The sequence below is a fragment of the Wolbachia endosymbiont (group B) of Chorthippus parallelus genome, from assembly GCF_947251815.1.
Taxonomy (GTDB): domain Bacteria; phylum Pseudomonadota; class Alphaproteobacteria; order Rickettsiales; family Anaplasmataceae; genus Wolbachia.
Genome location: NZ_OX366390.1, coordinates 1,514,868 through 1,540,260, shown reverse-complemented (window position 1 = coordinate 1,540,260; position 25,393 = coordinate 1,514,868). Strand labels below are relative to the sequence as shown.

The following is a 25,393-nucleotide window of genomic DNA, read 5'->3' as shown; positions in this document are numbered from 1 at the left end:
TGATAAATACTTTAAATGTGTGTCGACGTATTTATCAACATATTCATTTTAAAAATCGGATCACTTTGAAAAAAATGGTCTAGACAAATGGGTGCATTATACTTTAGTAATAACCTCTGAAGATTATGCATCTTTTTGATATCATTACATTGTGAAGCTCGGTAAATTCGTTTTTGTAGCTTAAATGAAGATTTCTCTAGCTTGCACCAAATTCCATTCATACCTAACATTTTGTTGGTTCATAACATACTTACTACTATTCACAACTTTACCTTCCAAACTACAGTGTTTACGTCTGCATATCCCAAATATTACTTTAGGCATTAGCTTCTTAAACAATCCCTCCACGTAGAAGCATTTAGTGGGCCACCTTCTTAGTTATCCTTTTTAAACAAGGGATAATAAGAGCTTCCATGTGGTTACTCCGTTCCATGAAATCGTTTCACATTAGACTTAGGTTCCTACTTTTTGCCAGGAGACAGGAAACATCTTGATCAAACATAAAAATTTTGATCATCCTATATTTCTCCATACCTTTTGGTTTATGCGTTTCAACCTTATTTCGCATATTATGGGTTATGACAATTCAGACATGGGTTTCTTTCGTAACCATATCTAACTCTTCTTGGAAGGATTTACCATAAGGTTTAGTATTACTCCCTTTTTATCCATGCTTGCACCATGTGAAGTTGCCAATTTCACAAAATGTGGATAACGATTTCAGCCAGATGTTATGGCGGATGGGATTGAACCATCACGATTTCACGACTTTCAGGTCGCACGAGAAGAGTTTGTTTGGAATTTTGCTATCATTTTGCACTACTTTGTGTTTATTGTATCATAACTATCATCCTCCAATGAATTGAATTCAAGTAAAGAAATATTAGCGTTAGATTATTAGGTAGATTTATCAGCTTGTTTTTTGTTGGACCCAAATAACTATGAAAAGAAATTACCAAAAGTGATGCAACCAATACAAAAGACTTTATAATTATACCTAAAAATCATCAAGAAAAGAGCCTGCTGTTTGTACAAATTCTGTAATGAGAATGCTCAAAAAAGCGTATCAAACCGAAAAAGAAAGTAATAAATTGATATAAAATGGAGACTTGACAATGAGTTAAGTGAATAAAAACGTTATATATATCTTATGAAACCTATCAATGTACATGTTAGTTTAACCATACGCGTCAAGTTAAAGCAAATTTAGAGAAGTTAAGGTGGATACCCTAGTTTTTCTGTACTTGTCTTTTAATGAAAATTGCGACCAAGTTATGGTAAGCTTTTTGAGAAAAATATTTAAGCCTTTAATTTTATTATTTAGTGCTAAAAATAACTCTCTAACCCGTCTTTTTAGCTCAATAAATGCCTTTGTTAAGCTAAGCTCCGTATTTTTTTTCAGTTCTGTGCAACCCACTATTCCATGAAATATAAGAATTGCACACAATTTGGCATATAGCTCACATAATACTCTGTATGGCTTTCCTCTCAGCTTATCAAGCCTTATATTACTCTTATATAATTTGAACAATAATTCAATTTGCCATCTTATTCGGTAAACTACTAGTATTTGCTCAGCATTAATCTTACTTTTTGGAACATTAGTTATAAATATCGACCAATTTAGTAACTTTTGGTTCCTTTGAGAAGATGTGTATCCATGTGATCTTGCTAACCTATTAGCCTTTCTTCTTCTAGCCATAGCTTGTTCTTCAGTTAGTTTTTTAAATATAATTCTTACTTTAACCCTTGTCTCTTTTCCTAACAATACCTCCTGTTCTAGAAAAGATCGATCTCCCAAATGTTCTAGTAAATCTATTTTTTGACCTGTCTCTATATCATATATGTTAGTATCGGATTTATAACGACTTATGAAATAAGCTCCTATTTCATTGATTTGTTTAAAAGAACTTGGCACAAAATAACCCAAATCAGATATTAGTAAATCGTTGTTCGATATATTGCTTAAATGGCTTCTATAACCCTGATCTGACCTTATTCCTTCAGTTATATTAAGCTGGTCTAATGTCTGATTTAGGTAGTCAAAAACTAATTGTAACTTTATTCCAGACTTAGTATTGCTTTCATAACCACTGTAGCTGGTACCATAACCTTTATACATGTCTTCCATACTGTTAGGTAAGCTAATATAGCTGCTGTCTAATAATTTAACACCTCCAAAGTGCTTCAAGATTCTGCAATCAACTTGTAAGGTATTTTTAAGTAACGTTAAAGATTCATTATACATTCTTTTCATGAATTCCACTGCTTCCTTGGTAAATCTAAAGTCCAGACCTTGTTTTGTTATATTTATCGAGTCTTCATTCAATAATTGACACACTGTCTCTATACTACAATTATCAACCCCTATATTACCCAAAACGATGGCTTTTATGAACGACGAGCCTTTTAGCTTCCTCTTTCTTTTTATGAACCCTGTTGTAGCTGAGATTTTATCTGCTTTTTCATTAAAAAATTCTTTGAGCTTTTTTGAGATGCAAACTATTCTTTTCATTGTATAAGTTCTCCGTTTTCTTTGTTAAATTTAAGAGAACTTATATCTTCTTTTTCTCTTCCTTACACTAAGTTTATTACCACAGTTCCTTAACTTGACGCGTATGGTTAGTTTAACGCTCCCTGCCAGAATTTTGGCTTTTGCTACCATTTTGCAGTGAATCTCTTGTTACAATATTCCTTAATGCTTTCTTTATTATCTCTATACAACATCTCATAGAATAATAATGGATTTATAATTATGGATGTAATCTATGTAACTGTTTTGCTGATCTTTTTCAAATCTGCAACTTACATAGCAAGGTGAATAGATTACAAGACAAGCTGTTCGAATTACTGAAAAAAATGTTACACCCAACTTAAAAAGTAGCATAGTACTAGATAAAAATCCATGGCAACATACTAATGATACAACACTTGACGAAAAAAACACTTTTGCTACTAAAAATGGAGAATCAGAGCAATCTACTCAATCTAAAAAGCAATCGAACTTTGAGCGACAGTTTGGCATTCGCTTGCCTGTGTGGATAGGTGCTATCGCTTTAGCGCTTGCTGGCTTTTTTATGGTTAAGTATTCTATTGAAATAGGGCTACTTGGGCCAAATGTACGTATTATTCTAGGTCTGATATTTGGCATTAGTTTACTTTATGCTGCAAATTGGGTGCATACTAGGCCTAAGTTTGCTAACGGTATGCGAATTGTGCAGGCACTATCTGGTGCAGGTATTGCTGATTTATACATTTGCATCTTTGCAGCTCCTGCCTTTACTAGATCTTTTATTATTTCAACTCCTGCTCCTCCTATCTTGCATGCAGAGTGCAGTGGCGTACATCCGGTGACATATTGAGTGGCATTTACTTCTGCTCCTTCCCTTAGTAGCACTTTTACATTTTCTAAACTTTTTGCGAATACTGCACAGTGTAGTGGTGTATAACCATTTTTATCTCTTGCATTAACCTCTGCCCCTTTTTTTATTAATAACCTCACTGTTTTGTAATCAGAGATTTCTACTGCTTGATGTAATATCGTCTCTCCTTCTTCATTTTTTTTGTTAATATTTTTAAATCCGTTACTTGATACTTCTTTAAAAAACTTACTCTTGCTAAAACTCATTTCATACCTCACAAAATTAGCTTTTCTAGCGCCAGACAAATTTCTTATATTTACCTGCTGCTATTCAAGTCATGTCTTTTTTAGCATGAGAAAGCAAGTCCTTTTCTTTTTATTTCATACATTTTAACCTATTATCAATATAATACATGAGGATCTAAATATAAGTATTTAACTTATTACACATATTGCTTGACTATTTTTCCAACTTCTGTGCAAATGTCGATGTTCGTGCCATTTCAGTACTCCCGGGTAAAACACTAAAATGTGCTTTTCTAATTCGTGTATTGAGTCTTTTTGCTCTGAATCTAAGTCGTTTTTATAGTAAATGTTGTGTTCTGCTAAAACATATTTTGTGATCTTTTGATCAGTATAATTTTCTACTTTGTAATCATGGGTAACGCTAAACCTTTCTAAAATTGGTTTGTGTTTTAAATTCCAACGTTGCCCTGAAAGCTTATCGTTTTCCAATACAAATTTATTTCCTCTTTCCTCTATACTACTAACTGAAAAGCACGAATTTATTTCTCCTAATCTTCAACTATTGTAAGTTAAAAATATGATATAAAGAAGATAAGAGGGAAGATAGTCCTATCTTTATAAGAAAATAGGGCTATCACGGGCGTGTGCGACTGACCAACTATTGGTATTATAACCGTTCGGATCAAGGTACACTAGCCCATCTCTCGATATGTTTGAATAGTTGTGTGGGACATAAATATGCACCCGTTTACAATCTTAAATCAATTAAAACTATCGAAGTTATTATGATTACGTCTTATCAAAATTTTATTGGCATTGACATCGGAAAATTTAAAAATGTTGTTGCAGTTCACAAACAGAAGAGCGCTGTCGAATTTGACAATGATACTTCTGATTGGCAACAAATGTTTCAAAAATTTTCAGATACAAATGCAATTGCCTACTTGATACCTTGCCATCGTGTTATTCGTAAATCTGGAGAAATTAATAAATACCGCTGGGGAATAGAACGTAAAAAGGCTATTCTTGCTTATGAACTCAACTTTATGCGGCATAACGTCGATCAATAAATCCAACTATCTTTATTTATTAATTTATATATGTTTTACATGCCAGTAAGTTTTGACCCTTCCATAGGTTGATTTAATTATGGTAGTTTAAATATTACAGCCACTCACCCCATAACTTCATTATCTTATTATTTCAAAAACATCTTGCATCTTAAAAAATTTAGCTTACCTTTAGCTCATTTAGGTAGCATTTCGCCCTTTTTTGGATGTAATGATTTTCTGGAAATTGTCTTCTTGAATTCTATGGTACTTTGTTTAACATTGGCGCATGATTCTGGAATCTAGCTTTTTATCAGAAACGTTGTATTACTTTTATACTTATAAGTTTCTAGGCACTGGGTTTGTTGTAGACTTACTTTTACTTTACCCCCTTATTTTACCACTCCGCCTGTATATTTTTATATGAGGCTTTTTGCGAAAATTTTTCATTTTGTGTAACATGATATATATGAAAATTGATCACGAAGTTAGTATAATTATTGAGGCAATAGAGAAATTTGGTGGTGAGGCAAGGCTTGTTGGTGGATGTGTTAGAGATTCAATTTTGCAGCGTGAAATTCACGACATTGATCTTGCTACCAATCTGCTACCTGATCAAGCAATTAAAGCGTTAAAACTCCGTAATATAAAAACTATTCCAACTGGCTTAAAACATGGAACTATTACTGCGATTTTAAATAAAAGATCCTTTGAGATTACAACGCTAAGGCATGATGTAAAGTGTGACGGTAGACATGCGAAGGTAGAATTTACTAATGATTGGCAAGCTGATGCTTCAAGGCGCGACTTTACGTTTAATGCTCTTTATGCAGACAAGCATGGCCATATATACGACTACTTTGGTGGCATTCAGGACTTAAAAGCACGAAAGTTAAACTTTATAGGTAACGCTGAAGATAGGATTAAGGAAGACTATCTACGTATTTTAAGAGCGTTTCGTTTTCACGCTAAAATATGCATAGGAGATTTAAGTGATGAAATATTGGATGTGTGCAAAAAGCATTCATACATGATTCAAAACCTCTCCGGAGAGAGAATAAGAGAAGAAATATTTAAACTCTTGGAATGCAATGATCCTGCTCCAACACTTAAGAGCATGCAAAAATCTGATGTTTTACAAAAAATTATTCCAAAAGAAGTAAAATGCGAAATTTTATCTTCACCACTTCTTATCAACACTAAATCTCCTACAGAACCCTCAGCGTATGTCCATACGCCTTTCCTAGATCCCACAATCGATGCACTAACAAAATTAGCGTTGCTTATTAGGACTGCTGAAGATAGAGCGAGTCTTGGGGAAGAAGTGAGCAAGTTTTTACGTCTTTCAAATAAGCAAAAGAAAAAAATATTATTTTTATTATCAAACAATATCAAAACAGAGCTTTCAGAAAAAGAGCAAAAGAAATACATATCTTTATTTGGTAAGGAATTATATTGTGACTTAATGAAGATTTGCGGTATTGAGTCTGGAACAAATGTTGATGAGTATATTTCATTTGCTAAGATGTTTAACATTCCAAAATTTCCTTTATCTGGTGATGATTTAATAACTATAGGTCATCAACCAGGAAAAAATTTAGGTAGAAACTTGGAATTGCTACGACAACATTGGGAAGACAGCTCCTACACTTTAACAAAAGAGGAGCTGTTGCTTTATGCTAAGAGCCTACTCTAGTTACTCTCTGAATGTTTGATGTAGTAGTGTGACTCATGGAATAATTAGGCATATGGTTTACCTCGTTTAATTTATATTCTTTTTTAGCTTTATCTGTTAATTCATATTCATTGTTTTCTTCTGAAATTTGAACGCACATTTTCTGATCTGGAGATAAAAATTTATCTCGTATGCTTGATGCTAGTTGTAATCCTTGAATCTTATCTGAAAAACATTTCATTTCAGCTTCCGTTAACTTCTGCACAACAAATTTTTTGACTGAATCATTATTGCTATTATTTTTTTGAGCTAAAAAGTCTGTGAAAGAATGTATTACTGCTTTACTATCTTCTTCATTTAAGTACAACTCTTTTGCGCACTCTTGAACAAAAATTACCTGTTGAATATGATATTTTTTACCAACTTCTGTAACAACTTTGTTAACTTGAGTTTCTATGATCGCTCTTCCAGATTTAATCAAATTCTCTTCCAACAGTGCAAGTAACTTATCACTTTTAAATTTATAACCGTTTTGATATACTAGAGATTGTATAGTTTCCTTAAGCACGTTATGGCAAAAGTGTTTTTCTTTAAATTCAGGAAAACTTTTTTTCAACTCCTCGTTTTTCTTAGATAAAAAGTTATTGAGATCCTCATTTCCAAGAAGCTTGTTCTGGACTTTTGAAAAAGTTGATTTAGTAATTGACTTTGCAGTAGATAACATACTCTTTGCATCTAGTGCTTTAGTTTCTTTATTAATATCTTCTGGCTTTTTACTAGCGTCTTTTAGCTCATTTTTTAACTTTTGTTGTTTACTTTCAGGTTTTGATGTCACACTTTGATTAGGTATTTCTTTATTATTTCTAATAGAAACTGTCGTAACATTTTCTGTTTTTTTTGCACTCAGATGTTCAACTTGTTTTTGTAACTTTTTATTTTCCCCTTGTGAAGACTCTAATTTTTTCTCTAAATCGGCCTTTTGTTTTTCTATTTCAGCACTATTTTTTTCTAATATCTGTAATTTTTCTTTCAATTCTTTAACTTCACCTTCTAATTCTTTTTTCTCTGTTTCAGTAGCATTTAGTTTACTACTTGAATCTTTTAATTCATCTTTTTCTTTCTCTAATTGTTGTTTAAGATTCTCTACTTCAGCACCTTTTTTCTTAGCTTGTTCTTTCAATTCTTTAACTTCATCTTCTAATTCTTTTTTGTTTTTTTCAGCAGCATGTAGTTTACTACTTAAATCTTGTAATTGATTTGTTAGATCAGTATTTTTTTGCACTAATTGTTTCTGAGCACTTTTCAATTCTCTTGTAAGGTCCTCTACTTCAGTATTTTTTTTCTTAGCTTGTTCTAATTCTGCTTGTTTCTCCTCAAGTTGATTTTTTAATTCCTTTATTTTAGTATCAGATTCGTCTTTTAATTGACTAACTTTACTTTCTAAATCTGTGTTTTGCGCTCTTAGGCTTTCATTATCTTCCTTCACAGTTTCATTTATGTCTTTATTTTTATCAGTAAGTGAAGTAATTAAAGCGCCTTGTTTGTCTATTTTTTCCTCTTGATCAAGTATGATTTGCTGTTGTGCATTATTTTTATTCTCCATTTCCTTTTTCTCTTGTTCTAACGTTTTATTTAATTCCGTTAAACTACCTATTTCCCCATCTTTTTCTTCTACCCTTACTGAGAGCATTTCTATTTTATTTGCAAATTCTTTGCTGCACTCAATTAATTCTTTCTGCAAATGTAATATCTCCTCAGACTTTTTCTTGAACTGTGCTAAAAATTCTTCTCCTCGTTTTTGTGCAATTTCTGCCAATTCTCTATAGTCCTTTTTCAGGTCTTTAATTATGGAGTTTAATTGTTCTTTTTCCTCTTTTAAAACATTACTCTCTAATTCTAAATCTTCAATCTGCTGTGCTTGTGCTGCAAAAAATTTAGCAAATATTTCTTTTTCCTCTCCTAATGATTTTACTTGTTCTTTAAGTTTAGTAATTTCTTTCTCTTTTTTAGTTAATTCCTGATTTAAATTTGACTGATTTTCCTCCTTCTTACTACCTTCTTTCAACTTTTCTTTTAATCTCTCATTTTCATCCTTCAATTCCTTTTCTCTGTTAGAATTTAAAAGATCATTAGTCTGAACTCTACTATCCACAATAACCTTATTGTGGTGTAGAATCAACTATGTTTTTTAAAATTTTTTGAATTTAGTTTCATTACAACTTTTGTTTGTAATTTTGTTTTTTATTCGAGTAAAAAGTGCATTTTTGACAATAAAAACCCTAACTTAATCATAGAAAAATTTTGTATCAAACAACAGTTACTGCTTAGATCTTATGGTTAACGAATATGTGTATAAATACTTTAAATGTGTGTAGACGTATTTATCCACATATTCGTTAACCTATTTTCTATGCAGATTTTTTTAATTCACATTGACTGCTTCTTTAAGCCTCGCATTGGCAATTACTATGATTTTACGCATTAGAGCTGTCATAGCCACCATCTTCTTTTTACCTTTACCAACAAGCCTTGAATAGAAGGCACCAAGCGCAGACTTAGACCTTGAAGCAGACATCGCAGCTGTAAAAAGCTTTTCACGAACGTTGCTTCTGCCACCACTTATTCTGCGATAACCAATAGTTTTACCACTTTCTTTCGGATGAGGTGCAACTCCAGCAAGACTTGCAATTTCTCCCCTACTTACATAACCAAGTTCTGGCATTAGACACAGAAAATCTTGAGATAATTTTGCACCTATTCCTGGAACTGTTTTAAGGATTTTTTGGCGCTTTTGTAACTCTGGATTCTCATCAATAATTTTTTGTATGGTATTGTTGAGCTCATCTATCTGGCTATTAAAGAATTCAATAGTTTTCTGACAGCTTTCTTTTATATGGTCGTTTTCAGGTGCTGCAAGCCTAGATTTCTCTTGAGCTCTCATTTTTGTAATGTCATCACGACGTTGACAAAGTGCAACTAAGGTTGTTTGTTCTTTTGACATAGGTGCAAATAGAGATAGAGTACTATAGCGTTCAAACCCATACTGAGCAAGGGCTCTTGCATCTGATTGATCAGACTTTGCTAAAGTTCCATGAGATAGAACAAAGCTTTTTACTTTGCGAGTATTAGCTCGATGTACAGCAATATCTTTATCAACAAGAAAATGTGCTAAGCCAAGCTCATATTTTCCAGTGTTTTCCAGAGTTACTAAAGAATTAGGTAAGATATTTGAAAAATCTTGAAACAATTGTTGCCAGCCAGCAGTATCATTGTCGAATTCGACAGCGTTCTTCTGTTTGTGAACTGCAACAACATTTTTAAATTTTCCGATATCAATGCCAATAAAATTTTGATAAGATGTAATCATAATAACCTCGATTAGTTTTAATTAATTTAAGATTGTAAACGGGTGCATACATATGTCCCATGCAACTATTCAAACGTATCGAGAGATGGGCTAGTGTACCTTGATCCGAACGGTTATAATACCAACAGTTGGTCGGTCGCACACGCCCGTGATAACTCTATTCCTATAGTGAGTAGGGTTATCTTCCCTCTTATCTCCTTTATATCATATTTTTAACTTACAATATTCTCTGCCCATTTATTCCATCTCCCTGGCAATATTTGTCCGATTGTTTTTAGATATAGCCAAGCAAGCACAGTGGATAAGCTGTATTTTTTTTCCTTTTGTTTAATACTAGATTCGTAATTAACCTTATCGTTAGCATTTAGCATAAAATTACCTCGTTTTTTAATTTTAATAGTAATTAAATTATATATATTAGTATGGATGTTAAGTAAATATTAATGCAAGTGTTAAATTTTTACACACTTTAAGCAGAAATACACATGTTCGTAAGCACAGAATTTGCTTTTTCTATTGCTCTTGCTAGCATTTCTTGTTCATTGTGCTGATTTTTCACGTTGATTACCTGAGCTGCCAAATTTGCAGGAAAAGTGACCAAACTAATTTCCCATAGCTCTACTTGTTTTAACACTCGAGCTCCGCTTTCATGATCAACATCATACTCTATTGGTATATAGCCAATCGAAAGCCCGTTAATAGTTCCAGTTTTGAGCATTAAATATGCTTCCTTTGATTTTTGAATACCCAAAAGCAAATGTGCAGTTATATACAGGCCAATATCATTTTCGCAAATATCTGTAATATTACCTATAGGCTCACTTGGGTTGTGCTGCCAAAGAAGTTTTATCTGACTTTTATTTAAGTTGTTCTTAAATGCTCCAGGCAATATCAGATCATTTTGCTTATCAACTATATTAAAAACGCTCGCATAGCCAGAAAATACTCCGTTTTCTTCTATGCTTTTTATTGATAATGGTGAATAGAGAAATTTCTTATTCATAAGTCCTCCTTGTAAATTATGCTATTGGGTTTGCCAGCGCTCTGGGCCAGCTTAAAATGTCGTACAGATTGTTTTCCTATATCTCAGGATGAGTATAAGACACTGCAATATAATTCTATTGTATGCAGTGCTTTGAAAATGGGGAAGTACTTTTTTTCGTTATAGAATTTGTCGTTTTATGTACAGAAGGGTAGGGTTTGTTGCACATTGAGTTGTTCAACAGCAGCGTTTTCTAAGTTTGCGGGAACAGCTCCTCTATTTGTGAAAATAGTTTTTCCTGCTAGCAAGCCAGATCCTACAGAGACAGCACCAATCAGGCCATGCATTAACGCTTCTGTCCATTTGAATTCTTCTCCTCTCTCGTATTCTTGATAGATTTTAGAATATATCATTATTGGCTTCATTCGGGTTTAAATTTCTTTCCAACTCTTTGTAAGTTAAAAATATGATATAAAGGAGATAAGAGGGAAGATAACCCTACTCACTATAGGAATAGAGTTATCACGGGCGTGTGCGACCGACCAACTGTTGGTATTATAACCGTTCGGATCAAGGTACACTAGCCCATCTCTCGATACGTTTGAATAGTTGCATGGGACATATGTATGCACCCGTTTACAATCTTAAATTAATTAAAACTAATCGAGGTTATTATGATTACATCTTATCAAAATTTTATTGGCATTGATATCGGAAAATTTAAAAATGTTGTTGCAGTTCACAAACAGAAGAACGCTGTCGAATTCGACAATGATACTGCTGGCTGGCAACAATTGTTTCAAGATTTTTCAAATATCTTACCTAATTCTTTAGTAACTCTGGAAAACACTGGAAAATATGAGCTTGGCTTAGCACATTTTCTTGTTGATAAAGATATTGCTGTACATCGAGCTAATACTCGCAAAGTAAAAAGCTTTGTTCTATCTCATGGAACTTTAGCAAAGTCTGATCAATCAGATGCAAGAGCCCTTGCTCAGTATGGGTTTGAACGCTATAGTACTCTATCTCTATTTGCACCTATGTCAAAAGAACAAACAACCTTAGTTGCACTTTGTCAACGTCGTGATGACATTACAAAAATGAGAGCTCAAGAGAAATCTAGGCTTGCAGCACCTGAAAACGACCATATAAAAGAAAGCTGTCAGAAAACTATTGAATTCTTTAATAGCCAGATAGATGAGCTCAACAATACCATACAAAAAATTATTGATGAGAATCCAGAGTTACAAAAGCGCCAAAAAATCCTTAAAACAGTTCCAGGAATAGGTGCAAAATTATCTCAAGATTTTCTGTGTCTAATGCCAGAACTTGGTTATGTAAGTAGGGGAGAAATTGCAAGTCTTGCTGGAGTTGCACCTCATCCGAAAGAAAGTGGTAAAACTATTGGTTATCGCAGAATAAGTGGTGGCAGAAGCAACGTTCGTGAAAAGCTTTTTACAGCTGCGATGTCTGCTTCAAGGTCTAAGTCTGCGCTTGGTGCCTTCTATTCAAGGCTTGTTGGTAAAGGTAAAAAGAAGATGGTGGCTATGACAGCTCTAATGCGTAAAATCATAGTAATTGCCAATGCGAGGCTTAAAGAAGCAGTCAATGTGAATTAAAAAAATCTGCATAGAAAATAGGTTAACGAATATGTGGATAAATACGTCTACACACATTTAAAGTATTTATACACATATTCGTTAACCATAAGATCTAAGCAGTAACTGTTGTTTGATACAAAATTTTTCTATGATTAAGTTAGGGTTTTTATTGTCAAAAATGCACTTTTTACTCGAATAAAAAACAAAATTACAAACAAAAGTTGTAATGAAACTAAATTCAAAAAATTTTAAAAAACATAGTTGATCTGATGTTTTTTCCCCAGCATCTTGGGATTTTGTTGATGAACTTTTCTGTAAGTTTTCTAATTCTTGTGCGTCCATCATTACCTCACTATTAAAGCTTAAGCATGAATGATACAGCACTATAATTGTTTAGTCAAGGTAAATATTAGTATATTAAGTAAATATTTACTATATTAATATGATTGATTAAATTCACAGCTAATTGTTTGGGGGAATAAAAAGATTGTGTTTTGTAGGTGATTTGCGTAGCGGAAGGTGTTACCCCAGTTTTACAACACCCGGGGTAACGATAAAGGTAGCTATATGCTCTGTTCTTGGATATTTGGTTGTTCAGTGGCAACACTTTCCAAATTTGTAGAGATGGGAGCAAACGCTCTTCTCATCAAAGCCGTTGACAATGCAGCACCAGCGCAAATTCCAATTGCAGTTGCAGTTTTAGTCATAAGACCAGATCTTAATGACTCTCCAAATTCCATATTTGTTCTAACTATGCTTCTAAATGCTGTTATACCTACGTCTAAAGCTGCAAATAATCCAATGATTGATGATGTATTTGCCGTGCTGTATTCTACTATATTTTGCATTATGTGTCTTGGCCTACACTCTGAATTTCTCAATACTGATTGAATTATTGGTGTCATTATCCCCATTGGTATAACCCACATTGGTACGGACAACAATCCTCCAAGTGTTGCCCTGAATATTGCTGCGCCAGTTTCACCTAAGGGAACTTGTCTATCTAATCTTATAGAATGAGTTATTGAGGTTCCCAGTGTGAATGTTATAAGTGCTGCGTAGTATTGTATCTGTCTTAAATGTGCATTTCTCGCTTGCTCTATAATCGCCAACATTTCTTCATGAGACAAATTTTGTATTACTTCCAAAGACGTCCCATCTACTTGCTCTAAGTTTTGTAAAGTTTGCCCTCCAATACTTTTGACGGCATCTTCTAAATCTAATAACGATCTGTTATTTAACCTTACGTTATCTTGACTATCACAAAGGATAATGTAGTCTAAAATTGTCATTCTCCGATTACTTATTTCTATACAATCATTAATATGATCTTTTAATTCATCAATAATCTTTAATGCTCGCTCCTTCATATCTCTTTCTTCTTCTGCACTAGCTGGTGCAAGTATGAGAAAAATTATTCCAAGCAACTCTTGTTGTAAGTTTTTTAATTGTTCTAAGTTCATAATAATTAACATTAATATATATAATTAAATAATATAGTAATATAATTAATTAATCAAGATATATATTAAGAAATAAGTACTAAAAAATAATATCCTTTCCTTAGTCGTAAAATACAAAAATAGCGGAGCACCCAGTGCCACAACACCATACGCGTCAAGTTAAAGCAAATTTAGAGAAGTTAAGGTGGATACCCTAGTTTTTCTGTACTTGTCTTTTAATGAAAATTGCGACCAAGTTATGGTAAGCTTTTTGAGAAAAATATTTAAGCCTTTAATTTTATTATTTAGTGCTAAAAATAACTCTCTAACCCGTCTTTTTAGCTCAATAAATGCCTTTGTTAAGCTAAGCTCCGTATTTTTTTTCAGTTCTGTGCAACCCACTATTCCATGAAATATAAGAATTGCACACAATTTGGCATATAGCTCACATAATACTCTGTATGGCTTTCCTCTCAGCTTATCAAGCCTTATATTACTCTTATATAATTTGAACAATAATTCAATTTGCCATCTTATTCGGTAAACTACTAGTATTTGCTCAGCATTAATCTTACTTTTTGGAACATTAGTTATAAATATCGACCAATTTAGTAACTTTTGGTTCCTTTGAGAAGATGTGTATCCATGTGATCTTGCTAACCTATTAGCCTTTCTTCTTCTAGCCATAGCTTGTTCTTCAGTTAGTTTTTTAAATATAATTCTTACTTTAACCCTTGTCTCTTTTCCTAACAATACCTCCTGTTCTAGAAAAGATCGATCTCCCAAATGTTCTAGTAAATCTATTTTTTGACCTGTCTCTATATCATATATGTTAGTATCGGATTTATAACGACTTATGAAATAAGCTCCTATTTCATTGATTTGTTTAAAAGAACTTGGCACAAAATAACCCAAATCAGATATTAGTAAATCGTTGTTCGATATATTGCTTAAATGGCTTCTATAACCCTGATCTGACCTTATTCCTTCAGTTATATTAAGCTGGTCTAATGTCTGATTTAGGTAGTCAAAAACTAATTGTAACTTTATTCCAGACTTAGTATTGCTTTCATAACCACTGTAGCTGGTACCATAACCTTTATACATGTCTTCCATACTGTTAGGTAAGCTAATATAGCTGCTGTCTAATAATTTAACACCTCCAAAGTGCTTCAAGATTCTGCAATCAACTTGTAAGGTATTTTTAAGTAACGTTAAAGATTCATTATACATTCTTTTCATGAATTCCACTGCTTCCTTGGTAAATCTAAAGTCCAGACCTTGTTTTGTTATATTTATCGAGTCTTCATTCAATAATTGACACACTGTCTCTATACTACAATTATCAACCCCTATATTACCCAAAACGATGGCTTTTATGAACGACGAGCCTTTTAGCTTCCTCTTTCTTTTTATGAACCCTGTTGTAGCTGAGATTTTATCTGCTTTTTCATTAAAAAATTCTTTGAGCTTTTTTGAGATGCAAACTATTCTTTTCATTGTATAAGTTCTCCGTTTTCTTTGTTAAATTTAAGAGAACTTATATCTTCTTTTTCTCTTCCTTACACTAAGTTTATTACCACAGTTCCTTAACTTGACGCGTATGGTGCCACAACACTGGGTAATGATAAAGAAGGAAATAGGGAAAGTTATTTATAATAGTTTGAAGCTATTACAAGTTTATATGCTCTGTCCTTGAATATTTTGTTGTTCAGTGGCAACACTTTCCAAATTTGTAGAGATAGTAGCAAACATTCTTCTCGCTAAAGCCGTTGACAATGCAGCACCAATTCCAGCTCCAGTTACAGCTATAAAACCAGGGCCTAATAATTCCATATTTGTTTCAGTGCTGCTGCTAGTTATATTGTTAATTAACATCATCGCGCCTGCTCCTAAAGCTGCTACTAACCCAATCCTTGATGGTTTACTTGTTGCATCAAGAGAATATTGTACTACTTCTCTAAGCCCTGAATTCCTGTTTTTTAACGCTACTGCTATTGATGTTGGTAACATGACCATTATTGGCATGGATAATAGTCCTCCAAGTGTTGTACCAATAATTTCACTCACTTTTGATTTTCCAAGATTAACTCCTAAGGCTGTTATACCTAATACTCCAATTGAGGTGATAATCCTTACATTTCTCTCTTCCATTTCTCTCACATGCGCCTCATATTGTATTGTAGCTTCTGCTAACGCTAACCCAATACTATTTGGTTGCTGTGGAATCTGATTTACTCGCCCTAACTCTTGTGAAGTTTTCCCTCCAATACTTTTGACGGCATCTTCTAAGTCTAATAACGATCTGTTGTTTAACCTTACGTTACCTTGACTATCACAAAGGACAATGCAGTCTAAAATTGTCATTCTCAGATTGTTCATTTCTATATCATCATTAATATGATCTTTTAATATACCTATAATCTCTAATGCTCGCTCCTTCATATCTCTTTCTTCTTCTGCACTAGCTGGTGCAAGTATGAGAAAAATTATTTCAAGCAACTCTAGTTGTAAGTTTTTTAAATCCATAATAATTATCATTAATATTGAGTTAAATAATATAGTACTATAATTACTTAATCAAGATTTATATTAATATATTAAGAAATAAGCACTAAAAAATGATATCCTTAGTCGTAAAATACAAAAAGAGCGGAGCACCCAGTGCCACAACACTGGATAACGATAAAGAAGGAAGTAGAGAAAGTTATATGTAATAGTTTGAAACTATTACAAGTTTATATGCTCTGTCCTTGAATATTTGTTTGTTCAATAGTAGTACTTTCCAAATTTTGTAAAGATTCAAATTCTTCTTGCATATCCAGTATGTCTTCTATTACTTGCTGATCTTCATCTCTTTCTTCTAATTGAAATGCTGCTGCCTCTTGAGGTGCTTCTAGCAGTTTTTTTAATATTTCTGTGCGCAGTTTCTCTGTTATTGATTTCCACTGTAGCATTACTAGCATTTCATTGTGCAGCACTGACATTTTCTGTAGTGTTTTCACTTTTTCTGACAGTCCTTTATTTTCTTTTTGCAATGCTTCTATTTTTCTTTGCTGATACTGATTATCTGAATTTGTCATTGGTAATCCATGCATAACCTACTCCAAGTTAAAATTTAGATATTATTAATTAAGTGATACAGTTTCTTTAGTCAATCAATATATTATAACATTAGGATTAACAACTAAAAGAATAGAATGAAATATCAGGCAATATCCTCTATAATTAAACTTTTAAGATGGAAAAATGACAATTCGTGTAGGAATTAATGGTCTTGGTAGAATAGGCAGAAGTGTATTGCGTGCTATTTTTGAAGTAGAAAACTATAGCGAGCAAATAGAAGTTGTGGCGGTAAACGGGTCGCTCAGTGCTGAGCAGCATGCACATTTGATTAAATATGACTCTGTTCATGGCAAATTTAACGGCGATATTGATTTTAACGAGTCTGAAAATTGGCTATCTATAAATGGCAGGAAATTTTCTTTATATAGAGAACGTAGCCCTGAAAATATTCCTTGGAATGTTGATGTAGTGCTTGAATGCACTGGTGCATTCAACAAGCGTGCGGAAGCAGCAAAGCATAATGCAGAGAGAGTAATTGTCTCTGCTCCAGTTTCAGATGCTGACGTAACTATAGTTTACGGCGTAAATAACGATATGCTAAAAAAGGAGCATAAAGTGATCTCAGCAGGTTCTTGTACTACAAACTGTCTGGCTCCGATTGTACACATTTTACACTCCAATTTAGGTATAAAAAGCGGTTTTATGACCACTATACATGCCTATACGAATGATCAAAATATTCTTGATGGCAACCATAGAGACTTACGCAGGGCAAGAGCTTGTGGCCTTTCTATAGTGCCAACTACAACTGGAGCAGCAAAAACAATTGGTTCTGTTATTCCTGAGTTAAAGGGTAAGCTAGATGGTACTGCTATTAGAGTTCCGGTTAGCAACGTTTCTATGGTTGATTTTAAATTTACGACTGATAAGAAGGTAACAGCTGGAGAAATAAATGAAATGTTTAAGAATTCAGCAAATCATGTGCTTTCCGTATGTAACGAGCCTTTAGTTTCAATAGACTTTGTCCATAACCCTTATAGTGCAATTGTGGATTTAGCTGGTACATATGTCACAGGTGATATCTGTAGAGTTGCAGCGTGGTACGATAATGAATGGGCTTTTTCACTGAGAATGTTAGATATAGCGTTATTGTAAAGTATGAACGAAAACTCACAAAAATATGCTTCATTTTATGAGCACTTTGCGGAACTCAGAAAAAGGGTTATTTTTTGCTTTCTATTTTTTTGTGTTACTTTCGGTTTTTGTTACTACTTTAAAGAAAATATATACCGCTTTTTACTTGCACCTTTAATAGAAGTTACAAAAGATAGTGATGATTTTTCTCTAATCTATACAGACTTAACAGAAGCGTTTTTTGTATATCTCAGGGTTGCAATAATGAGTGCACTGTTGTTTTCTTTTCCTGTGTTTGCATGGCAATTCTATATATTTCTAGCACCTGGCTTATATAAAAGAGAAAGGGCAGTGTTATTGCCATACTTAATTGCAACACCGGTTTTGTTTGTAACGGGAGCCGCTGTAGTTTACTACTACATATTTCCCTTAGCCTGGAAATTTTTTATTGCTTTTGAACATAGCGGTAAATCTTTCGGTATACCAATAGAGTTTATGCCTTCAGTTAGTGAATATTTAGACCTTGTTCTTCAATTCATGTTTGCGTTTGGTACTGCATTTCAAATTCCAGTCATACTAACCTTAATGGTGAGAGTAGGGCTAATCACTGCACAAAGTTTGTCAAATAAACGTAGAATTGCGATAGTGGTAATTTTCATTATTGCTGCAATCTTAACTCCACCTGATGTACTAAGCCAAGTAGGACTTGCAATTCCAATGTTGGTATTATATGAGCTGTCTATTCTGATATGTAGATATATTGAGAAGAAAGCAAAGGATTGAATCAATAATATTATTTATAAACAAAGAATGAGCACCGGAGCGCTTTTTCTTGTTTGAGTGTTTTTGGCACCACAGTATTTTATTGACTTATTTACTTAAATGTATAATAATTAAAGTATATTATTATTTTTAATAGCAGAGTTTGATATGCCAAAGTATGAAGAGTTAAATGAAACACAACGAGGATTATATGGTAAGTTACAGGCTGCGATGGAAGAACATGAGAATATTATTGATCTTCTTACAGGATTTTCAAAAGAGGATTTGCTGAAAATTCTTACTACTGTGAAATGTATAGAGTTTGAAGATGGTGAAGAACATACTCTAACACCGCTTGCCTACGCTATAAATCTTAAGAACTCGTTAAAGAGTCAGAAATATATTAGAAATATTCTAAGTGTAGCTGAAAAGGAAGGTATATTAGAAGAAGTTCTTACTACTGCGAATATAAAGATCAAGCTTTCAAATGGTCAAGAATATACTTTAACACCGCTTGTCCATGCTGTGATTCTTGATAATCAGAGAGGCATTAATACTATTCTAGGTATAGCCAAAAAAGATAAAGAGTTATTAGAAAAAGTTCTTACTACTGAGAATATAAAGATCAGGCTTTCAGATGATCAAGAACATACTCTAACACCGCTTAGCTGTGCTATAAATCTTATTAATCAGGAAGTTAGTCAGAAAAGTATTAAAGCTATTATAGATATAGCTCAAGATAATGATATGTTAGAAAAAGTTTTCGCTAGTATAAAAAAAGATCATCTTAACAAAACCAAGAATATTTTAGAAATACTAAAAAATCAAGAGCAAGATGAAGAGCAAAAAGCTAAAATTGATGGTTGGCTAAAAATACTTGCAAAGAGCATATCTAGTTGTGAAAGTAAAGATGATCCTAACAAAATTGAAATGCACGATAGAGTTGAGAAGATATGTAAAAAGCAAGAGCAAGAGGATTGGAAAGTAACCCTTGAAAGGATCGTGCCTAATCACAAAAATAAAGATATTTATGATGATGTACTTAAGGAAATTTTAGACTCATCATCAAAAGATCCACAGCAAATTGCTGATAGGCTAACAGTACTTGAAAAGATCATGTCTGGTTGTGAAAGTAATGAACAGTCTTCAATGGCTGAAAGCATCGTTCCTAAAACTGAAGGAAATATAACTGATGAAAGTAGTACATCTGAAATAAGTATTATGTCCGATTGTGAAAGTAATGAACAGTCTTCAATGGCTGAAAGCATCGTTCCTAAAACTGAAGGAAATATAACTGATGAAAGTAGTACATCTGAAATAGAGAGTAGTAAACAAAAAGACAAAGTAAAAACTACTAATAAACCAATAATAATTGGCTGTGTTTATGGTGCTATAGCTGCATTGGCAACTGGTGGTGGATGTTTTGCTGCTGGTGTTGCATTACCGATATTGGCTTTAATTGGTATAGCTATAGCTGCTGCTCTAGTAACAGGACTTGTTGCTGGTGGTATTACATATGTAATTTCAAAGCCTAGTGAGAATCTAGATAGAGTTAATGTAGGACAAGGAGTTGTTGATACAGGGGTAAATATAACAGCGTAGTTAAGTGAAAGGAAGAAGTCTATTCTTCCTTTTTCTCCAAGTTTTTTTATTGATCATATATTCACAGAATTAAGTTCGATAGGTTGCTGTGTAAAAGATTGGGAAGTAGTTTTGTTAGTATTGAAAATTATAGCTCTTTTCCTAATAGTCGGAACATGATAGAACAGGTAAAGTAGTGAGGAGATGTGAATGCCAGCAGCATATAGTTATGATTTAAGGAAAAAAGCATTGGATGTAGGAGAAAGTAGAGCATTTGTAGCCAAGAGGTTCAAAGTTAACATTCTATGAATGGCAAAAAGGTGCAAGAAAATAGGCGATTTTAAATCAAAATGTAGATCCAATAGAGCGTGATTGATATCTTGCTAGTAATAGTGTAACAGCTTTTATTAAGATATTTTTTTACCATACGACAGCAATAACAAATGAGTTTGCTGAAGTTATTACTGAAAGAGTTGTTAGACCAAATATTGCGGAAAATTCTCAAAAAAGCAGGAGTGCGTGAGTTTAAATCACAGCTGCATGAGCATTGTTACTTAATAGCAATCTCCATCAATAAGCTACCTTCATTTGTAATAGTTTAGACTTGATCTGACAGATTAACAAAGTAAGATAAAAATATAAATAAATTTTAAAGGAGTGTCAGATATGAGTAAAACACAAGAAAAAATACTAAAACCAAAGTTGGGGTTGCTAGAACTTGCAAAGCAATTAGGAAATGTATCACAGGCGTGTAGAGTAATGAAGGGATATATTTTACCGCTTCAAAGAGCTGTATGAAACAGGAGGGGAAAAAGCATTATACGAGATAAACAAAAGCAAACCATTACTTGCCAATAGAGTACCAAAGGATACAGAAGAAGCAGTAGTTAGTAGAGTTTCCAGCATATGGACAAGAAAGAGCAGCTAATGAATTAAAGAAAAAAGGAATTCTAATATCTGCTAGTGGGATAAGGTCAATATGGCAAACTCGAAAATTTTAAAAAGAGGTTGAAGGCGCTGGAAGCGAAGGTGGTCCAAGACGGTATAATTTTGACAGAGGAGCAAGTTGCTGCTTTAGAAAAAACTAAGGAACAATTAAAGAGGCCAATGGCGAAATTGAGACACAACACCCTGGATACTTAGGTAGTCAAGATACCTATTGTGTAGGCAATATCAAAGGTATTGTATCAACAAACTTTTATTGACACCTACTCTAGAGTGGCTTTCGCTAAGCTTTATACGGAGAAAACTGCTATCACAGCTGCAGATCTTCTCAATATACCATTTTTTGATGAACAGAAAGTTCCATTGCTACGCATTTTAACTGATAGGGGTACAGAGTATTGTGGCAAACCAGGGAATCATGCGTACCAGTTATATTTGGGAGTAGAAAATATTGATCATTCTAGAACCAAAGCTTATTCTCCACAGACTAATGGTATATGTGAAAGGTTTCATAGAACTATGCAAGATGAATGTTACAATATTATCTTCAGGAAAAAGATTTATAGTACTTTGGAGGAGCTTCAGTTAGATTGGCTGCATTCTTACAACACAACTAGACCTCATTCCGGTAAGTACTGCTATGCCTATGCAGACCTTTTTTGATAGTATGCATATTGCTTACCAAAAAAATATTGATAACATTAAAATAGATTCTGATATCGGTTTTGACTTCGTCGATTCTTCTGTCAGTTAATTCATGCCTGTCAGATCAAGTCTAAACTATTACACTTTATGACCTCAACAGTTGCACCAATAGTATCTTTTATTTGAGTTGCAAAATTTTCTCCAGTGTAGCCAGCATCAACTAGTATATTCTTAACTTCAGAGAGATTTTCTTTAGCATTTGCAACCATTTTTACAGCACTGCTACGGTCAGTTACTTCTGCCGTTGTTACATGGATTGCATGTGGCAAACCTTGTGTATCTACTGCAATATGACGCTTTATTCCTGAAATTCTTTTACCAGCATCATAACCCTTTTCTTCAGCAGTATCTGTGTTTTTAACACTTTGAGCATCGATTATACAGAAACTGGTTTTCTCTTTCCGACCATTGCCTTGTCGGACCTCTCCAACTAATTTTTTTTAAGACTAGTTGCAGCAAACTTGATTCTTCTCCATTTTTTTTATTCCAGGTTTGAAAATAGTAGTATATGTTTTCCCACTTTGGAAAATCCTTTGGCAACATTCTCCATTGGCAGCCACTTTTCAGGACGTATAGCACTCCACAAAACACATCACATAAGTCAAGTTTTCTTGGCCTTGTTTTCTTTCTGCTGCTTTCCAGTATTGGTCTGATTTTTTCAAATTGCTTTCTACTTATATCACTTGGATAACTTTTTTGCATATATATACCACACTCTTAATCTATACCTACTTTACCTCTTCTTCTAGAGATTTTAAACAGGTTCTAAGAAGAAATAGAAGCTATCTTAAACCTCAAGTCATCACTTTGTTACCACAGCACATCATCGATGTTTTGGTATAGAGTAATCAGAATCATAAAAATAGCTTAGTGTTAGCTATTTTTATGATAACCTCTCTTAAACAATTGATATTTTACAGTGTTTTTGGTAAAATAATAGCTTAAGGCTTAGAATAAAAGTTTATGAGTGAAGCACAAGGTCCAAATATTGCAGAATGGCAGGCACAGCAGCAACACCAGGAAGCCGCTAGTGAGAAAAGTGGTTTCGGTCTTGGTCATAGTGACTCTGTTGCAACAATTGTGGATGGAATGAAGTGGATGTTCAACTTTCATGAAGGAGCAATTGCTGCTTATAATAATGTGTTTGAAGGTTTGGTCAGTGGTAGCAGTCTAGTAACGTTATTTGGGAAATCAGGTAATATGTTTGGCATAAAATTTCTTGAAAGTCTTGCTGAATATTTTTCAGGTGGTGGTGGAGAAGATATGCCATCAGAAGGAATGGGTATGGACTACGGTGATGAGGGGCATCATCCGGATGATTATCCCCACTCTAACAATGAAATAGCTCAAAGTGCCGATGGTTTGCATGATATGCATGATGCAGGTGATCATCATGGCCAATCTTTTTCACCTGGTCCTTCACCATCTGTTGGTGATGATCATGAGCTTGGTTACTAAATAACTAAGAAGATTTTATTGTAATTAGTGAAAAAAGTTTCAGTTTTAGGATCAACAGGAAGCATTGGAAAAAAGACTGTAGATTTGCTCTTAAAGAGAAAGGAAGAATATCAGGTGGAAGCACTAAGTGCCAATTCTAACTTTGCTCTGCTAGCACAACAGGCAAATCTACTTAATGCAAAATATGCTGCCATTTCTGATGAAAGGTTCTACAAAGATTTAAAAGAAGATCTACTTGGTACAAACGTCAAAGTAGAAGTTGGTGCTCCAGGTCTAGCAAATGTTGCTTCTCTACCTGTTGATCTCTCAGTTATTGCAATAGTTGGCATCGCAGGCCTTGAGCCAGTTATAAAGGTTATAGAAAGCGGTACTAAAGTTATTGCTCTAGCAAACAAAGAGAGTATTGTTTGCGGTGGTAAGTTACTACTTAAAAAAGCTAAAGAAAGGAGCGTACAAATAATTCCCATCGACTCTGAACACAACGCAATTTTTCAAGTTTTGCAAAATGATGATAAATGTGTAGAAAAGATTATACTCACTGCCTCTGGTGGACCATTTTTAAATTATAGCCTTGAACAATTAAGAAATATCACAGTAAATCAGGCACTAAGTCACCCTACTTGGAAAATGGGAAAGAAAATCTCAGTTGATAGTGCAACAATGATGAATAAAGCACTAGAAATAATAGAAGCACATCATTTGTTTAATATTAGTCCAAATAGAATTGAAGCAGTAGTGCACCCTGAATCGATAGTACATGGAATTGTCGTTTATCACGATGGATTCAGCTTTGCTGTGCTTGCAGAAACTGATATGGAAATTCCCATTGCATATGCTTTGTCTTGGCCAGAAAGATCAACTTTAAATCATAAATTAGATTTAACAAAGCAAGGAAAATTGACCTTTCAAGAACCAGACCACAAATGTTTTTCTTCACTAAAGCTAAGCATGGAAGTGTTAAATTCTTCTTCTCCACATACAAATAGTATTGTTTTGAACGCTGCAAATGAGATAGCTGTTAACGAATTTTTGAAGTCACGAATCGGCTTTTTAGAAGTAGTAGAGGTAGTAAAATCAACAATAGAAAACTTTGACAAGTACTCTGATATTAACTCACTATCCGACATAACAAGTATCGATTTTGAAAGCCGTATTCTTGCCAATGAAATCATAAAAAGTAAAGGTATCTGTTCAGCAGAGTGATAAAATAAGGTAGACGAGAAAAGACAACTAAATGGGTGTAGCTATCCAGCAAAATTCATTGCAGATAAGACAACATTTTCGATCAAAAAGCTGTATTCCATAATGTCATTCCAGTAGCTGACACTGGAATACAGAAAAGCAGCTAGTTTCAGCTACTCGAATGACAAGACTAGAAAGAAATGGGTGTCATCCCAGTCTGGGATCCAGATTGCAGGTAATTAATTGGGTTGAGTGAGTATTGGTTTTGCGTTATAGAATGAAGCACTTTTGGTAAAGAAAACTGGATGCCAGACTGGAATGACACCATAATACCTACTGGAAATTGCTCTCCGTTGTCATGCCAGTCTGGCATCCAGTCTTTTAGTCATCAAACATTGTAAGGTATTTACCAAATTAGCTGGATTCCAGCATCAAGTGCTGGAATGACACCTTACCTGAACAGATAAATCACTTAGCATGTTCGAAATCAACCTGAGAGAAATTTACATCGTTAAGAACTGTATTTGCTCTATACAGACAACCACACCCTATTGCAAAGAACAGCAATGCAGCTGCAGCAAACGGAACTGGGTTATAAACTGTGAAACATAGACCAACAGCAAGTACTCCAGATAACAAAAAAGCACAAGCATAATTAGTTTGTTTCCTTTTTTGAGCGACTGCTTCTATCTTTAGGAATTCTGGTTCTATTGCTTTCTTGACATGTCCTGCAATACAATCTCTTGGACTTTTGTTTTCATAGTTTTGAATATTAGGTTTGATATTTGGATGTGTAAGTAATATTTTTATCATGTTTACATTTCCCAACTTGCAAGC

The 25,393-nt window shown here is 33.8% G+C and carries 22 protein-coding genes and 6 pseudogenes; 12 read left to right on the top strand and 16 right to left on the bottom strand.

Going from position 1 to position 25,393, the window contains the following annotated elements; genetic code table 11:
* Nucleotides 1–11 precede the first annotated feature (11 nt).
* Together OPS21_RS06885 and OPS21_RS06880 are read right to left on the bottom strand one after the other, a co-directional pair.
* Nucleotides 12–230 carry a reverse transcriptase N-terminal domain-containing protein gene (locus OPS21_RS06885; protein ID WP_265027630.1) on the bottom strand — a complete coding sequence of 73 codons (219 nt, stop codon included), beginning with the start codon at nucleotides 228–230 and terminating at the stop codon, nucleotides 12–14.
* A gap of 965 nt (nucleotides 231–1,195) precedes the next feature.
* Complete coding sequence (locus OPS21_RS06880; protein ID WP_264336202.1) at nucleotides 1,196–2,515, bottom strand: IS4-like element ISWosp7 family transposase; 1,320 nt, start codon at nucleotides 2,513–2,515, stop codon at nucleotides 1,196–1,198.
* 562 nt (nucleotides 2,516–3,077) lie between these two features.
* On the opposite strand from OPS21_RS06880, the gene OPS21_RS08115 reads away from it, so the two are divergent.
* Nucleotides 3,078–3,362 (top strand): DUF2339 domain-containing protein, encoded by a 285-nt coding sequence (locus OPS21_RS08115; RefSeq protein WP_405197037.1) that lies wholly within the window; start codon nucleotides 3,078–3,080, stop codon nucleotides 3,360–3,362.
* Here the strand turns inward: OPS21_RS08115 and OPS21_RS06875 are convergent.
* Together OPS21_RS06875 and OPS21_RS06870 are read right to left on the bottom strand one after the other, a co-directional pair.
* Nucleotides 3,248–3,628, bottom strand: a pseudogene (locus OPS21_RS06875) (ankyrin repeat domain-containing protein); the annotation flags it as partial. The gene OPS21_RS08115 and the pseudogene OPS21_RS06875 overlap by 115 nt on opposite strands.
* A gap of 168 nt (nucleotides 3,629–3,796) precedes the next feature.
* Nucleotides 3,797–4,159: pseudogene (locus OPS21_RS06870) on the bottom strand (phage tail protein); the annotation flags it as partial.
* A 233-nt stretch (nucleotides 4,160–4,392) separates the two neighbouring features.
* On the opposite strand from OPS21_RS06870, the pseudogene OPS21_RS06865 reads away from it, so the two are divergent.
* The 3 genes and pseudogenes from OPS21_RS06865 to OPS21_RS06860 all read left to right on the top strand — a co-directional run.
* A pseudogene (locus tag OPS21_RS06865) lies at nucleotides 4,393–4,533 on the top strand (IS110 family transposase); the annotation flags it as partial.
* A complete protein-coding gene (locus OPS21_RS08110) occupies nucleotides 4,513–4,677 on the top strand; it encodes an MGMT family protein (RefSeq protein WP_264336797.1) in 165 nt (54 codons plus the stop codon). The pseudogene OPS21_RS06865 and the gene OPS21_RS08110, both read left to right, overlap by 21 nt.
* A gap of 448 nt (nucleotides 4,678–5,125) precedes the next feature.
* Nucleotides 5,126–6,352 (top strand): CCA tRNA nucleotidyltransferase, encoded by a 1,227-nt coding sequence (locus OPS21_RS06860; RefSeq protein ID WP_264336663.1) that lies wholly within the window; start codon nucleotides 5,126–5,128, stop codon nucleotides 6,350–6,352.
* Here the strand turns inward: OPS21_RS06860 and OPS21_RS06855 are convergent.
* From OPS21_RS06855 to OPS21_RS06835, 5 genes are all read right to left on the bottom strand, one after another.
* A complete protein-coding gene (locus OPS21_RS06855) occupies nucleotides 6,336–8,483 on the bottom strand; it encodes a hypothetical protein (RefSeq protein ID WP_264336664.1) in 2,148 nt (715 codons plus the stop codon). The two genes, OPS21_RS06860 and OPS21_RS06855, sit on opposite strands and share 17 nt — an antisense overlap.
* A 270-nt stretch (nucleotides 8,484–8,753) precedes the next feature.
* Nucleotides 8,754–9,698, bottom strand: coding sequence for an IS110 family RNA-guided transposase (locus tag OPS21_RS06850; RefSeq protein WP_264336326.1), 945 nt, complete (start codon nucleotides 9,696–9,698; stop codon nucleotides 8,754–8,756).
* Between the two features lie 212 nt (nucleotides 9,699–9,910).
* Nucleotides 9,911–10,069: a hypothetical protein gene (locus OPS21_RS06845; RefSeq protein WP_264336665.1), complete on the bottom strand. Its 159-nt coding sequence runs from the start codon at nucleotides 10,067–10,069 to the stop codon at nucleotides 9,911–9,913.
* A 98-nt stretch (nucleotides 10,070–10,167) separates the two neighbouring features.
* Nucleotides 10,168–10,701, bottom strand: coding sequence for an HK97 family phage prohead protease (locus OPS21_RS06840; protein WP_264336666.1), 534 nt, complete (start codon nucleotides 10,699–10,701; stop codon nucleotides 10,168–10,170).
* A 176-nt stretch (nucleotides 10,702–10,877) separates the two neighbouring features.
* Nucleotides 10,878–11,093, bottom strand: coding sequence for a hypothetical protein (locus OPS21_RS06835; RefSeq protein WP_264336667.1), 216 nt, complete (start codon nucleotides 11,091–11,093; stop codon nucleotides 10,878–10,880).
* 261 nt (nucleotides 11,094–11,354) lie between these two features.
* Between OPS21_RS06835 and OPS21_RS06830 the strand changes: the two genes are divergently transcribed.
* Complete coding sequence (locus OPS21_RS06830) at nucleotides 11,355–12,299, top strand: IS110 family RNA-guided transposase (RefSeq protein ID WP_264336326.1); 945 nt, start codon at nucleotides 11,355–11,357, stop codon at nucleotides 12,297–12,299.
* Nucleotides 12,300–12,380: 81 nt separating this feature from the next.
* Here the strand turns inward: OPS21_RS06830 and OPS21_RS06825 are convergent, their stop codons facing one another.
* The 5 genes from OPS21_RS06825 to OPS21_RS06805 form a co-directional block, all read right to left on the bottom strand.
* On the bottom strand, nucleotides 12,381–12,626 hold the full coding sequence (locus OPS21_RS06825; RefSeq protein ID WP_265027629.1) for a hypothetical protein: 246 nt from the start codon (nucleotides 12,624–12,626) through the stop codon (nucleotides 12,381–12,383).
* A 218-nt stretch (nucleotides 12,627–12,844) separates the two neighbouring features.
* Nucleotides 12,845–13,744 carry a hypothetical protein gene (locus OPS21_RS06820; RefSeq protein ID WP_264336669.1) on the bottom strand — a complete coding sequence of 300 codons (900 nt, stop codon included), beginning with the start codon at nucleotides 13,742–13,744 and terminating at the stop codon, nucleotides 12,845–12,847.
* 159 nt (nucleotides 13,745–13,903) lie between these two features.
* Nucleotides 13,904–15,223, bottom strand: a complete 1,320-nt coding sequence (locus OPS21_RS06815) for an IS4-like element ISWosp7 family transposase (protein WP_264336202.1) — start codon at nucleotides 15,221–15,223, stop codon at nucleotides 13,904–13,906.
* Between the two features lie 180 nt (nucleotides 15,224–15,403).
* Complete coding sequence (locus OPS21_RS06810; protein ID WP_265027628.1) at nucleotides 15,404–16,252, bottom strand: hypothetical protein; 849 nt, start codon at nucleotides 16,250–16,252, stop codon at nucleotides 15,404–15,406.
* Nucleotides 16,253–16,461: 209 nt separating this feature from the next.
* Nucleotides 16,462–16,821 (bottom strand): hypothetical protein, encoded by a 360-nt coding sequence (locus OPS21_RS06805; protein WP_264331158.1) that lies wholly within the window; start codon nucleotides 16,819–16,821, stop codon nucleotides 16,462–16,464.
* 151 nt (nucleotides 16,822–16,972) lie between these two features.
* On the opposite strand from OPS21_RS06805, the gene gap reads away from it, so the two are divergent.
* From gap to OPS21_RS06780, 5 genes and pseudogenes are all read left to right on the top strand, one after another.
* On the top strand, nucleotides 16,973–17,944 hold the full coding sequence (gene gap, locus OPS21_RS06800) for a type I glyceraldehyde-3-phosphate dehydrogenase (RefSeq protein WP_264336671.1): 972 nt from the start codon (nucleotides 16,973–16,975) through the stop codon (nucleotides 17,942–17,944).
* A gap of 3 nt (nucleotides 17,945–17,947) precedes the next feature.
* Nucleotides 17,948–18,706 carry a twin-arginine translocase subunit TatC gene (gene tatC / locus OPS21_RS06795; protein ID WP_264336672.1) on the top strand — a complete coding sequence of 253 codons (759 nt, stop codon included), beginning with the start codon at nucleotides 17,948–17,950 and terminating at the stop codon, nucleotides 18,704–18,706.
* 147 nt (nucleotides 18,707–18,853) lie between these two features.
* The gene (locus OPS21_RS06790) at nucleotides 18,854–20,287 is read left to right on the top strand and encodes a WD_0033/WD_0034 family tandem repeat-containing protein (protein ID WP_264336673.1); all 1,434 of its coding nucleotides are present in this window, start codon (nucleotides 18,854–18,856) and stop codon (nucleotides 20,285–20,287) included.
* Nucleotides 20,288–20,476: 189 nt separating this feature from the next.
* A pseudogene (locus tag OPS21_RS08105) lies at nucleotides 20,477–20,629 on the top strand (IS630-like element ISWpi11 family transposase); the annotation flags it as partial.
* Between the two features lie 303 nt (nucleotides 20,630–20,932).
* A pseudogene (locus tag OPS21_RS06780) lies at nucleotides 20,933–21,965 on the top strand (integrase core domain-containing protein).
* 22 nt (nucleotides 21,966–21,987) lie between these two features.
* On the opposite strand, the pseudogene OPS21_RS06775 reads toward OPS21_RS06780, so the two are convergent.
* A pseudogene (locus tag OPS21_RS06775) lies at nucleotides 21,988–22,618 on the bottom strand (IS5 family transposase); the annotation flags it as partial.
* A 261-nt stretch (nucleotides 22,619–22,879) separates the two neighbouring features.
* Between OPS21_RS06775 and OPS21_RS06770 the strand changes: the two are divergent.
* The gene (locus tag OPS21_RS06770) at nucleotides 22,880–23,374 is read left to right on the top strand and encodes a hypothetical protein (protein WP_010406678.1); all 495 of its coding nucleotides are present in this window, start codon (nucleotides 22,880–22,882) and stop codon (nucleotides 23,372–23,374) included.
* Nucleotides 23,375–23,401: 27 nt separating this feature from the next.
* Complete coding sequence (gene dxr, locus OPS21_RS06765) at nucleotides 23,402–24,577, top strand: 1-deoxy-D-xylulose-5-phosphate reductoisomerase (RefSeq protein WP_064085754.1); 1,176 nt, start codon at nucleotides 23,402–23,404, stop codon at nucleotides 24,575–24,577.
* A 447-nt stretch (nucleotides 24,578–25,024) separates the two neighbouring features.
* Here dxr and OPS21_RS06760 read toward each other — a convergent pair whose 3' ends face one another.
* Nucleotides 25,025–25,384, bottom strand: a complete 360-nt coding sequence (locus OPS21_RS06760; RefSeq protein WP_264336674.1) for a TomO hydrophobic C-terminal domain-containing protein — start codon at nucleotides 25,382–25,384, stop codon at nucleotides 25,025–25,027.
* Nucleotides 25,385–25,393 lie beyond the last annotated feature (9 nt).